We start from the raw sequence: 12,442 nt of genomic DNA, 5'->3' as shown, positions 1-12,442 counted from the left end.
CGGCCGGGCCGCGGTGTCGCGGCTGCCCTGTGTTTGTCCGGGGGGCGGGTGGGGTTCCGTGTTCTTCTTCGCGGCGCGCAGTTCCTCGTCCGCGAGTCTGCGCAGTCGGGTGCGTGCGCGGGACAGGCGCGAGCGCACGGTGCCGACGGGTACGCCGAGGGTGGCTGCCGCTTCGGCGTAGCCGAGCCCGGACCAGACGCACAGCGCGAAGACTTCGCGTTCCGGGCGCCGCAGGCGCGCCAGGGCCTTGCGGGCGGCCGCGAGTTCCTCGGAGTCGGCCATGCGGCCCACGAGTTCGTCCGCGAAGTCGGGGACCGCGTCGGCGGCGGGCAGGCGGGACATGGCCGCGCTGTGGCGGCGGGCGGCGCGGGTCGTGTTGCGCAGCACGTTCACGGCGATGCCCATCAGCCAGGGGCGCGGGCTGTCGCCCTCGTCGCGGAGCTTCCCGCGCAGGCGCCAGGCTTCCAGGAAGGTCAGCGAGACGACGTCCTCGGCCAGGGCCCAGTTCCCGGTCACGCGCACGGCGTGGCGGTACACCAGGGAGGAGTGGTCCCGGAACAGGTCGCGGAACGCTTCGGGGTTCCCGGCGCGCAGCCGGGAGTGCGGATGGTTCACGCCTTGCCTTGTCCGAGCAGGAACACCGGTTCCCGTGACTCAGGTCACCGGTCGAAACCGGTGGGGGTGGGTGCGGGGCTCGGCCCGAGGGCCCGGATCCCGCAGGCCGGCGCTGCGTCACTGCGGGAAGCACTCGCCGACGTGGCCGGCGGGGCCTGCGAAGTCCGGCTCGCGGGTCGGCGGACCGGCGTCACGACCGGCCGGCGCGGCAGCCGGGGACGGTTCCTCCGCCGCCGGTCGGGGCCGCCTGACGCACAACCAGTTTGCCTGACGCACAGTCACCAGGCGTGCGGCGGGCGGGTTCGGTCGCTCGGCCGCCCCCGGAAACGCGTGTCGGTCGAGAGGGGCATCAGAACGAAAAAGCGGTGTCCTTGAGCAGGCGCAGGACTTTGCGCCAGCGGGGAGCGGTGGCGCGCCAGTGCTTCTCCGCTTCCACGCTGACGCGGGTGACGGCCAGTTTCCTGTCTGCGGTGCGGACCATGTCGATCCGCTGGGTGTTGTGCGTCAGCGCATTGAAATGGAACTCTCCGACCCCCAGCGAGGAAGCCGCGTCCTCCCGGGTCATCCACTCGCCGCCCTCCGGGAGAGCACGGTAGGCGAAAGGTATCTGCGGGAGGCCGTCCGTCCAGGTCTTCACACAGGCATTGTCCTCGACGGCCCACGGGGTTCGCACCGAAGCCGACGGAGAAGGCGGGAGTGCGTCTGCGACGACCTCAACCGGCCCCACCGGAACGGCGGGAAGCGGCTCCGCCAGCTGTTCGACCGGCAGGCCCGCAGGTGGCCGGGGCACCGGCGCAGCCGGCGAGAAGAGGTCGGCGGCGAGCTGAGCCGTCGTCCGCCCGTTCGAGGGGTGGGGCCGCTTTTCACGCCGCTCCGGACAGGGAGCGGCTCGGGTGGACCGCGGCCGGCCTCGAAGAGGGCTTCTGCTTCGAGCGCTCGGACGAGCGGTGCCTGCCGGGTCGGCGCGCGTGGCGCAGGTGCAAGGTGCGCGTCATCGCCGAGGCGGTCGTCGGCGCGGGTCGCCGGCGCCCGGTGGCACCGGGCCGTGGGGATCCGGACGGGCGGCTTCGCTGCGTCGGCCGCGGCGCCGTCCCGAACCGCGTCCTGGCCCGCGACGTCGCCGGGCGGCCGGCCGTGGACCGGGGGGAGGTTCTCGGCGGGGCGGGGCGGCCGGGAGAGCCTCGGCGTCCGCCCGGTCGGGCTCGGGGCGGCGGCGGAGGTCCCGGCCGACCGGGGCAGGGCGTCCCGACGACTACAGGAACGCCTTACATGCAAGAACAACAATTGCAGACGCGTCCTATTGCAAGCGCCGCGAATGTCGGCCGGCGGGCGCCGCCGCAGTCAGGGCAGGATCGTCGGCAGGAGGCCGCCGTCGACGCCGAGCGCCCTCCCGGTGGTCGCCGAGGCCTGCTCGGAGGCGACGTACGTGATCATGCTGGCGACCTCGTGGGGGCGGATCAGGCACCGCAGCAGCGACGCGACCGCGCGGTTCTCGGTCAGGTGGCGCCGCTCCTGCTCGGCGGGGTCGAGGCCGGGGTAGAGCTCCTCGGACATGGCCGGCACGCCGTCGCTCATCGTCGGCCCGGGAAGCACGCGGTTCGCCGTGATGCCGCTGCCGGCGACCTCCTGGGCCATGCCCCGGGAGACGGCCAGCTGCGCGGTCTTGGTCATGCCGTACTGGACCATGTCGGGCGGGGTCTGGACCCCGGCCTCGCTGCTGACGAAGACCACCCGGCCCCGCCCGCGGGCGACCGTCCGGGGCGCGTAGTGCCGGGCCAGGCGCACCCAGGAGAGCACGTTGACCTCGTAGGAGCGCAGCCGGTCCTCGTCGGTGATGTCGAAGGCGGGCTCGGTCTCGAAGATGCCGGTGTTGTTGACCGGGATGTCGGGGTCGGGCAGCTGCCGGATCAGCTCGGCGGTCCCCGAGGCCGTGCCGACGTCGGCGGCGATGCCGCGTCCGCCGATCCGCTCCGCCGTCTCGCCGACGCGGTCCGGGTTGCAGCCGTTGACCACGACGTTGGCCCCGGCGTCGGCCAGGGCCCAGGCCGCCGCCGCGCCGATTCCGGCCGTCGATCCGGTGACCGGCGCGGTCCGTCCGGTGAGGTCGATCCGCATCCCCGGGCGCCTCTCCTCGGTGGGTGGTGGCGGCCCGCCGGCGGCGGGCCGCTTCCGGTCGGCCGCGCTGTCCGGCTATGCGGCCCCGGTGTCGGTGCGGACCTCGGGCCGGCCCGGCTCCGCCCAGCGCGTGTGGTAGCTGCCGTCGCGGTCGGTGCGGCGGTAGGTGTGCGCGCCGAAGAAGTCGCGCTGGCCCTGGATCAGCGCGGCGGGCAGGCGCTCGCTGCGCAGGGTGTCGTAGTGGGCGAGCGCGGCGGAGAACGCGGGCACCGGGACGCCGCGGAGGGTGGCGGTGGCGACGACCGAGCGCCAGGACGGCAGGGCGTCGGCGATCTCGGCGGCGAACCGCTCCTCGGCGAGCAGGCTGACCAGGCCGGGCTCGGCGGCGTGGGCGGCGCGGATCCGGTCGAGGAACGCGGCACGGATGATGCAGCCGCCGCGCCAGATCTTCGCCACCGCCCCCAGGTCGATGTCCCAGCCGTACTCGGCCGCCGCGTCGCGGATCATGGTCCAGCCCTGGTCGTAGGCGATGATCTTGGACGCGTAGAGGGCCTTCTCGATGTCGAGGACGCCGTGTCCGAGCTCGTGCGGCACCACGTCCGCGCTCCGCGCGGCGAGCGGCCGGTAGGCGTCGCGCAGTTCCGTCCGGGCGGAGGCGACCCGGGCGAAGGCGGCCTGGGCGATGGCGGTGACCGGGGAGCCGAGGTCGAGGGCGCTCTGCACGGTCCAGCGTCCGGTGCCCTTCTGCTCGGCGGCGTCCCGGACGATGTCGACGAAGGGCCTGCCGGTGGCGGCGTCGGTGTGGGCGAGCACCTCGGCGGTGATCCCGATCAGGTAGGACTCCAGGCGGCCCCCGTTCCAGCGCCGGAAAATCTCCGCGATCTCGGCCGGACTGTGGCCGCCGACCTCCCGCAGCAGGTGGTAGGCCTCGGAGATGAGCTGCATGTCGGCGTACTCGATGCCGTTGTGCACCATCTTCACGAAGTGGCCGGCCCCGTCGGTGCCGATGTGGGTGCAGCACGGCTCGCCGTCCACGTGGGCACTGATCCTCTCCAGCATCGGCCCGAGGACCCGGTAGGACTCGGCGGAGCCGCCCGGCATGATCGACGGCCCGTTCAGCGCGCCCTCCTCCCCGCCGGAGACGCCGCTGCCGACGAAGTGGATGCCGCGCTCGCGCAGGGCCCGCTCGCGGCGGCGGGTGTCGGCGAAGTGGGCGTTGCCGCCGTCGACGATCATGTCGCCGGGCTCAAGCAGCGCGGCGAACTCCTCGATCACCTCGTCGGTGGCCGCGCCGGCCTTCACCATGACCAGCAGCCTGCGGGGCCGCTCCAGCGCCGCCACGCACTCCTGCGGCGTCCCGGCCGGGACGAACGCGCCCTCGTGGCCGAACTCCTCGACCAGCGCCTTCGTCCGGGCCGGGGTCCGGTTGTGCACCGCGACCGTGTAGCCGTTGCGGGCGAGGTTCCGGGCCAGGTTGCGGCCCATCACCGCAAGCCCCGTCACACCGATCTGTGCGGATGCCTCCATGGCGGCTGCTTCCTCTCTCAGGATTGCCGGGATCGTCGGGATTGCGGCGCCCGGGCCCGACGGTCCCGCGGTCCCGCCGTGCGCGTCCGGGGCGGCCTGCGAGCGTTCCGGGCGGCCGGAACCAGGGTGTGCCACCCGGGGCGGGCGCGCGCGGGGAACTGGCCCGCCCGGACGACTCCGCACCGGAGCGCGGACGGTGCGGCGAGGTGGGGTGCGGCGAGGTGGGGTGCGCGGCGCGGCGGCGCGGTGGGATGCGAGCGGGTTCACGTCGGCGGCAGCCCTGCCGCAGCGGCTCCCGGCTGGGACCGCGCACAGCGGGGACCGCGATTGCACCCCACCCAATGCCGTCGGATCGTGAACCATGCCGAACCGCCCCCGGGTCCCGAGAGCGCGGGACGAGACGCCGGGCCGGGCGGGGCTGCTGGCGCGGCCGGGCGGCGGGACGTCGTGGAGCGCGGCGGCGTCCGCGCCTTGTCGCTCGCGGACGCCGCCGCGTTTCGGGCCGGGCTCTGGTGTTCGGTGTTCGGTCTGCGCGCCAGGGGTGGCGGCCGTCGAGGGGGCCCGCGCGTCAGCGGTTCTCGATCCAGAAGTCGACGAGGGTGGCGCCGTAGTCGGCGCAGTTCCAGCCGAAGGCCCAGTAGCCCTGTCCGACCCAGGCGCCGTAGTAGATCCTGTTGTTGGAGCACTGCGTCACCGCCCGGGACTGGCCGTAGTCGACCAGCACGTTCGCGCTCCACTTGTAGCTGTCCCAGCTGTACGTCGGGAAGGTGCCGACGTGGGCGGAAGCCGGTCCTGCGGACAGTGCGAGGCTCGCGGCGATCGCGGTCGCCCCGATGGCGAGGGCGCGAAGGCCCGTGATGCCCGTGGTGGTCCCCCGTGTGAGCAGAGGAATCGAGTTCCCCTCCCGTTGCGCGGGGCGAGCCGCCCCGCTGTCCGACAAACGCTAAGAGCGCCCGGACCGGTGTGGCTACGGAGGAGCGGGAAGTGCACGAGCCGGTTCCGGACAGCTTGCGGACCCGGCGGGGGCCGCTCCCGGGACACGTGCCCCGCGCGGAAGAGGCCCGGCCGTGGACCGCGTGGCTGCGGCCGGTGTCCTCGGCCGAGGGTGAGCCGGCCGTGACAATCCTGCGTCCCCCGGGCCGTCGAGCATCCTTGCGGGGTGTTCGCCGCGGGCATGTCGTCGATGCAGCCGCGCGGCCCGAAGCCGGTGGGGTCGGTCCGGGTGGGCCGGGGCACCGGCTGGAGCAGGTCGTCGCACCGGCGGGTGCCGGGTTTGGTGAGAAGGGTGCGGAGCTCGTCGGGGGCGGGGCCCGCGACCGGGCACGGCCGGGCCGGGCCGGGCCGGTGCCGATGCGGGCCTCGGGCGGCCGTCCGGGATCCGACCGGAGGTCCCGGGCCCACTCGGGGGGCATGGTCGTCCTCGTGGTCGTCCTGGTGTTCGCGGGGCGAGTCGGGCGACCGCCAGGACCGGGCTCGTCCGGACTGCCGGATCGTCTTCCGCTGTCGGCCTGGGCTGCAGGGCCGAGGAGGCGCGTGAGAGCTCGCCGGTCGCCGCCGCCGGGACGCGGGCGGTCGCGGAGCGGACCTCGGAGTCGGGGTCGGGGAGAAGCGGGAGCAGGAGGTGCAGGTCGTCCGTGACGGCCCGGCGGGCGGCCTGGATCGCCCGGTCCACCGGGCACATCGTGCTGCCCTCGACCACCAACGGATCCTCGGCAACCCGGAGCAGGCCTTCCCACGATCCGTCCCCCATGTGCCGGCACCGGCCGATCCCGGCGACCGGACGAAGGGCCCGCGCACGGAGTTCGGGGTGCCCGGCCGCCGCGATCCGGAGCAGGAACGGCACCGCCAGTGCCCCCACCGCGATCGTGCCGCCCCGGTGGTGAAGATTCGTCCAGAGCCACCGTAGGGCCCTGTCGGCGGCTTCGGCGCTGCCGGAGCCGGGTGCCGCGAGGAGCCGGGGATGTCCTCGCCCGGGCCGCAGGAGTCCGGAAACCGCCGCCACGGGACGTCGGCGTACCCGAACCCATCCTTGACCTCCCGCGAGATCGCGCCCGCGGCCGCCCGCACGTCGCAGTCCGTACCGGCCCACCGCTCCGACCGGCCCCACGGTCATCGTCCACGGCTCGGCCTTCCGGTCCACCGGCAGCACCGAACCCGGGGACTCCGACGACCGGTGGCCAGGAGGCGGACCGCTTCTGCCGCACACCGGTGCGGCGTACCGCGGCGGCGTCATGTCCCGTGGGCGTCCGCAGTGCCCAAGATCGCCGACGCCGGAGTTGCGGGGCACTCGACGGCCACCAACGGCGGCACCTCCACCGACGGCAGAGGCGGCAGGGACCGCGGCCTCTGCCGGACCGGGGCTGCCGGAGCGGGCGCAGCCGGAGTGGAGGTGCTCGGGGTGGAGGCGGGCGCAACCGGTCGGGGTTTCGCGTGGGGTGTGCGGGTGCGGTCGTTCGGGCGGCGGCCCGGCCTGCTGCTGTGCGGTCGGGAGCCGTTCGCGGTCAGGAGCCGTTCGCGGTCGGCAGCCGGACCACCAGCCGCGCGCCGGGCAGGCGGTCGGGCGGCTCGGCGGCGGCCGTGCCGCCGAGGCTGTGGGCGATGGTGCGCACCAGGGCCAGGCCGAGGCCCGCGCCGCCGGTGTGCCGGTCGCGGGCGTCGTCCAGGCGGACGAACCGTTCGAAGACCCGTTCCCGGTCGGCGGCGGGGATGCCCGGGCCGTCGTCCTCGACGGTCAGCCGCGCCCAGCCGTCCGCGACGGCGAGCGTGACGGCGACCCGGCCGTCCGCGTGCCGGGCGGCGTTGTCCAGCAGGTTGCGCACCAGGCGGGCCGGCAGCGTCTCACGGCCCGTCAGCACCGCCTCGTCGAGCTCGCTCTCGTACGTCAACTCCCGTCCACCGTACTGCCGTTCGGCGAGCTGTTCGGCGATCAGGTCGTGCAGGTCGACAGTGCCGCCGGCACCCGCGTCGGCGTCGGCGTCGGCAGTGTCGCCGGGGCGGTCGGTGTCGCGTTCGGCGCGGGCCAGCAGCAGCAGGTCGTCGGCGAGGTCCTGGAGCCGCTCGGCGTCGGTGAGCGCGCCGCGGACCACCGTCGGCCAGTCGGCGGCCGCCGGGTGCGCGAGCGGCACCTCCAGCGAGCTGCGCAGCGCGGCGAGCGGGCTGCGCAGCTCGTGCGAGGCGTCGGCGACCAGGCGGCGCTGCTCGTCCAGGGCGTGCTGGAGCCGGTCCAGGGTGTCGTTGGTGGTGCGGGCCAGTCGGTGGATGCCGTCCCGGGCGCGGGGGACGGGGACGCGCTCGTGGAACGCGCCTTCGCGCACCGCGGCCATCTGGCGGCGGATCGACTCGACCGGGCGCAGCGCGAGGCCGGTGGCGAGCCAGGCGATCAGCGCGACGAACAGCGACGTGGCGGGGGCCACGTCGTAGGCGAGCACGCGGGTGAGGGTGTCGGCGGTCTCGTCGCCGGTGAGCGGGTCGATCAGTACGTAGAGGAGGAGTTGCTGGTCGGGCAGGTTCGCGGGGTCGGCGTGGGGGCCGTTCGGGGGGAGTTGGGCGAGGCGGGCGGCGGAGACCGGTTCGGTGAGCTTGCGCAGGAAGCGGTAGGTGCGGGGCCCCTCGGTGGGCAGCCGGTGGTGGGGCGCGTGGCCGTTCGGGTAGCGGACGGTGACGAGGTCGGTGCCGAGCATGTGCGGCGAGTCGGCGCCGTACTGGTCCGGGGACAGGGCCGGCAGGCCGAGCGCTGGGTCGGCGTCGCGGGGGTCCTCCAGGTTGGCGGAGCGCAGCCACCGCCCGTCCTGGGCGAGCACCGCGTAGGAGTGGTTCTGGAACTCGCCGCCGCCGGCGCCGGCCCGGACCCTCGCCTCGAGGTCTGCGATCGCCGCCCAGCCCTGTTCGAGGGCGGCGTGCTCGAGGCGGACCCGCACGATGTGGCCGACCAGCGGCGTGGCGACGGCGAACGCCAGCGCGGAGGCGATCAGCGCGGCCCCCGCGGCCCGGGCCCGGACGCCGAGCGCGGGCCACCGGCGCGGGACGAGCACGGGCTGCCGGCGCGAGCTGGGGGCGGGCTGCCGGCGCGGGCGGTCAGCCGGCATCGGCGGGCGACGGAGCGTGGGGGGTGAGCCGGTAGCCGATGCCGCGGACGGTGTCGATCCGGGCGTGCGCGCCGGCCCGGTGGAGTTTGCGGCGCAGCGCGGCGATGTACACCTCGACGATGTTCAGGTCGCCGCGGAACGCCGAGTCCCAGACGGCGTCCAGGATGTCGGTCTTCGGCACGGCCTGGTCGGGGCGGCGCAGCAGGCTCTCCAGGACGCCGAACTCCTTTGCGGTGAGCCGCAGTTCGCCGTCGGCGACGGTGCAGCGGCGGGCCGCCGGGTCGATCCGCAGATCGGCGACGGCCAGCACCGCGGGCCGGCCTGCCGCGCCGCGGCGCAGCAGGGCGCGCAGCCGGGCGGTGAGCACCACGAAGGAGAACGGTTTGGCGAGGAAGTCGTCGGCGCCGCAGTCGAGTGCCTCGGCCTCGTCGTATTCGCCGTTCTTCGCGGTCAGCATCAGGATCGGCACAGGGTTTTCCTCGGCCCGCAGCCGGCGGCAGATCCGGAAGCCGTTCAGGCCGGGCAGCATCACATCGAGCACCACCAGGTCGTACCTGGCGGAACGGGCCAGCTCCAGGCCCCTCGGGCCGTCGGCGGCCACGTCCACCGCGTAGCCCTCGGCCCGCAGGCCCTGGCTGAGCGACCGGGCCAGCCTTTCCTCGTCCTCGACCATGAGTAGGCGCACCGGGCAAGCGTAGGTCAACTCCGCGGCGCGAAAAGGACCGCTGACCGATGTGCCGGTTTTCTCCGGGCTGAAGAAATCCTCAGGTTCTTTCAGAATCGGTTCAGCGGGGCTTTCCTAGCGTCGGTCGGGTGCGAATACCTTTCCGGATCCGTCCCTGTGTGCCGCCGGCGTTCGCGACGGTGTGGCTGTCTGCCGTTGCGGCGGCTCGGCTGCGGGCGTTCGTGGCGGCTCGGCTGCGGGCGTTCGTGGCGGCTCGGCTGCCGATGTCTGCGGTGGCTCGACTGTCTGCCTTCGCGGCGGCTCGGCTGCCGGCCTTTGCGGTGGTGTGGCTGCCGGCGTTCGTGGTGGCGCTGTTCCAGTCGGCGCTGTCGCTGCCGAGGCACTGGCGGATGCAGACCAGCGGCTTCGACCTGGGGATCTTCGAGGAGGCGGTGCGCGGCTACGCGTACCTCGAACCGCCCGTGGTGACGCTGAAGGGCGCCGGGTTCGTACAGCTGGGCGACCATTTCAGCCCTGCGCTGGCCGTGCTGGCCCCGTTCTACCGGCTCTGGCCGGGCCCCGAGACGCTGCTGGTGGCGCAGTCGCTGCTGTTCGCGCTGTCGGCGGTGCCCGTCACCGAGCTGGCCGTGCGGTGGCTGGGGCGGGCCCGGGGCGTGGCGGCCGGGCTGGCGTACGGGCTGTCCTGGGGCCTGTGGCAGGCCTCGCTGTTCGACTTCCACGAGATCGCGCTGGCCGTCCCGCTGGTGGCGTGCGCGACGGCCGCGCTGGCCCGCGGGCGGTGGCGGGCCGCGGTGTGGTGGGCACTGCCGCTGCTGCTGGTGAAGGAGGACATGGGCCTGCTGCTGGCCGGCGTCGGCGGCCACGTCCTGCTGGCCGGGCGCCGGCGGGGGCTCGGCGCCGCGACCCTCGCGGCGGCCGCGCTCGGCACCCTGCTCACCGTCCTGGTGCTGATCCCCGCGGCGAACCCGACGGGCGGCTACGCGTACGGCGCGACGGCCGCCCTCAGGGGCGGCGACCCGGTGACCCGGCTGCTGCTCCCCGCCGCGAAGTGGTGGACGCTCGCCGCGCTCTTCGCCCCGGTCCTGCTGCTGGCGCTGCGCTCGCCGCTCGCCCTGCTGACCGTCCTGCCGCTGGCGGCGCGCTTCTGGTCGACCAACCCCGCGTACTGGAGCACCGGCTGGCACTACAGCGCGGTGCTGATGCCCGTCGTCTTCGTCGCCGCGCTCGACGGCCTGCGCCGGCTGCCTGGGCGTGGGGCGCTGCGCCTCGCGCCCGCCGCGATGCTCGTCGTCGCGGTGCTGGCCGCCCCGCGACCGGACCTGTCCGGTCCCGGCCCCGACGCGCTGACGGCCCGCCGGGTCCTCGCCGCCGTCCCCGACGGCGCGAGGGTCGCCGCCGCGAACCGGCTCGCCCCGCACCTCACGTCCCGCTGCACCGTCTCCCTCTTCCCCTACCTCACCTTCCCCGACGGCGCCGGCTCCACCCGCCTGTCCCCCGACGACCGCGACCCCCTCTTCCGCCCCACCGCCGAATGGGCCGCCACCCTCGACACCCCCGACGACTTCCCCGCCCCCGCCGACGACCTCACCGCCCAGCAATCCCTCCCCACCGCCGGCTACCACCCCGTCGCCCACGGCGCAGGCATCACCGTCTGGCACTGGGAACCCCGACATTGACGACAGGAAGAGCCGAGACCGCAGGCGGGTGCGCGGTGAGCGGCGGGTGGCGGGCGTGGGTGTTCCCGGTCCGGATCGGCCGCTCACCGCGCACCCGGACCGTGCGCCCCGCCGGACCCGCCGTCCGCCGGGGACAGCGGCAGGCGGACGCGGCGGGCCGTCGGCATGTCCGCGCAGTGCGCGGTGCGGTGTCCGTGCGGTACGCGGCGCGGGCCGGCTCAGGGACGCAGCCAGTCCTGCCGGACGGCCTGGGCTCCTGCCTGGAAGCGGCTTTCGGCGCCCAGGCGGTTCATCAGGTCCTGCATCATGCGGCGCACGGTGCGCAGGGACAGGCCCAGTTTGCGGCCGGCGGACTCGTCCGTGTGGCCGTTGCCCAGCAGGTGCAGCAGGGCGCGTTCGGATCCGGTGAGGTCCTGGTCGTCGCGGGGCGCGGGCCGGCCGAAGTCGGCTCCGCTGCGCCACAGTTCGTCGAACAGCGCGTACAGGGGCTGGACCAGGGCCGCGCCATGGAGTTCCAGGGCGCCGCGGCGGCCGTCGCCGGGGTCGCTCGGGACGAGGGCGGCGCTGCGGTCGACGATCACCAGCCGCATCGGCAGGAGCGGCACGGTGCGCGCCAGGCCGCCCAGCTCGGCCAGCCACCGGGCGTAGCACAGGGTGTCGGGGTCGTTGCGGAAGCTGTCCTGGAAGATGCTGCGGATGACGACCCCGCGTTCCAGCGCCACTGAACTTGATTGGGTGATGTCGGGGCCGTCGGCCAGGCCGGCGACCACGGTGATCTCCTGGACGAGCGCCTGGAACTCCGCCCCGACACGGGGTGCCGTTATCGACCGTGCCGCCAGCCCCGAACGAGCTCACGGCCTCTCAGTGGCGGCGAGCTGGGACCGCGCTGGCACGGAGTTCGACAAGTCAGTTCACGCTTCGGGGCCTTTCTGGAGTTGGTCAGCGATGGCGAGGGCGATCGAGCCGGTGATCGAATCGGGTTGCCATGCCCACTGCCCGTTGGGGTTGCACTCAAGGAAGTACCAGTCACCAGCAGCCGTGACGGCGAAGTCGAACGCGCCGAAGACGAGTCGGCAGTCGGTGAGGTAGGCGAGAACCGAGCGCGCGACCCGGGTGGGGACGTCGATCGGAGCGCACTCCATCAGGGACTGGCGCTGTCGCCAGTCGAGATCGGGGCTGTCGATCCGGACCGCGAACAGCTGGCTGCCGACAGCCGTCAGCCGTACGTCGAATGCCTTCCCGACCTTGGCCTGGAACAGGTGCGGGCAGGCGGACACTGCGGCCGTGATTTCGTGCGCGCGTACTTCCCGCACCCACACTTGCTGTGGCCGGCCGTCGACTCGGTACGGGGTGTTCCACAACGGCTTATAGACCGCTCCACCGGTCTGCTGGGCGATGAACTCCCGGGCCTGGTCCGGATCGTTGGTGATCAATGTGCTAGGCACCGGGAAGCCGCTGCGCTGTGCGGTGGCGAGCTGGGTCGGCTTGTACTCCGCTGCCCGGTTGCTCCACGGATGGTTCACGTAGTGGGCTCCGGGGAGCGATGCCAGGATGCCGCCAACGCCCCACTGGGATTGTGATCCGGCGAACCGGCGATCCTGTTCGTCCAGTTCTCTCGGGCCTTGGAACGGCGAGGGGCGACGCGTCCAGACAGAGCGGACTCCGCCGAGATCGAGTTCCCGACTTGGCGTCTGCAAGGTGCCGCGCTGATCGCCCGTACGATACGTGGCGGTCAGCGC

The 12,442-nt window shown here is 74.2% G+C and carries 10 protein-coding genes; 1 reads left to right on the top strand and 9 read right to left on the bottom strand.

Annotated elements, in window-relative coordinates:
• From IEZ12_RS35975 to IEZ12_RS35945, 7 genes are all read right to left on the bottom strand, one after another.
• Window positions 1-615: RNA polymerase sigma factor (locus tag IEZ12_RS35975; protein ID WP_189278433.1), on the bottom strand; the 615-nt coding region annotated here is incomplete at its 3' end.
• Between the two features lie 349 nt (window positions 616-964).
• A complete protein-coding gene (locus IEZ12_RS35970; RefSeq protein ID WP_189278431.1) occupies window positions 965-1,252 on the bottom strand; it encodes a DNA-binding protein in 288 nt (95 codons plus the stop codon).
• A 704-nt stretch (window positions 1,253-1,956) separates the two neighbouring features.
• Entirely contained in the window at window positions 1,957-2,730 is a 774-nt protein-coding gene (locus tag IEZ12_RS35965) for an SDR family NAD(P)-dependent oxidoreductase (protein WP_189278429.1), read from the bottom strand.
• Window positions 2,731-2,805: 75 nt separating this feature from the next.
• Complete coding sequence (gnd, locus tag IEZ12_RS35960) at window positions 2,806-4,257, bottom strand: NADP-dependent phosphogluconate dehydrogenase (protein ID WP_189278427.1); 1,452 nt, start codon at window positions 4,255-4,257, stop codon at window positions 2,806-2,808.
• A 568-nt stretch (window positions 4,258-4,825) separates the two neighbouring features.
• Complete coding sequence (locus IEZ12_RS35955; protein WP_189278424.1) at window positions 4,826-5,197, bottom strand: hypothetical protein; 372 nt, start codon at window positions 5,195-5,197, stop codon at window positions 4,826-4,828.
• Window positions 5,198-6,758: 1,561 nt separating this feature from the next.
• Window positions 6,759-8,342: a sensor histidine kinase gene (locus IEZ12_RS40300; RefSeq protein ID WP_268250303.1), complete on the bottom strand. Its 1,584-nt coding sequence runs from the start codon at window positions 8,340-8,342 to the stop codon at window positions 6,759-6,761.
• Window positions 8,332-9,027: a response regulator transcription factor gene (locus tag IEZ12_RS35945; RefSeq protein ID WP_189278420.1), complete on the bottom strand. Its 696-nt coding sequence runs from the start codon at window positions 9,025-9,027 to the stop codon at window positions 8,332-8,334. The genes IEZ12_RS40300 and IEZ12_RS35945 overlap by 11 nt, the downstream gene beginning before the upstream one ends.
• Before the next feature lie 272 nt (window positions 9,028-9,299).
• On the opposite strand from IEZ12_RS35945, the gene IEZ12_RS35940 reads away from it, so the two are divergent.
• Window positions 9,300-10,703, top strand: coding sequence for a DUF2079 domain-containing protein (locus tag IEZ12_RS35940; RefSeq protein ID WP_229848632.1), 1,404 nt, complete (start codon window positions 9,300-9,302; stop codon window positions 10,701-10,703).
• Between the two features lie 218 nt (window positions 10,704-10,921).
• Here IEZ12_RS35940 and IEZ12_RS35935 read toward each other — a convergent pair whose 3' ends face one another.
• On the bottom strand, window positions 10,922-11,473 hold the full coding sequence (locus tag IEZ12_RS35935) for a helix-turn-helix transcriptional regulator (protein WP_229848630.1): 552 nt from the start codon (window positions 11,471-11,473) through the stop codon (window positions 10,922-10,924).
• A 141-nt stretch (window positions 11,474-11,614) separates the two neighbouring features.
• Window positions 11,615-12,442 (bottom strand): ATP-grasp ribosomal peptide maturase (gene tgmB / locus IEZ12_RS35930; protein ID WP_229848628.1); only part of this gene is annotated, 828 nt, incomplete at its 5' end.

Source organism: Kitasatospora griseola (assembly GCF_014648555.1).
Classification (GTDB): Bacteria; Actinomycetota; Actinomycetes; order Streptomycetales; family Streptomycetaceae; genus Kitasatospora; species Kitasatospora griseola.
Note: the sequence above shows the minus strand (reverse complement) of the source record. Positions and strands in the feature narration are given on the sequence as shown.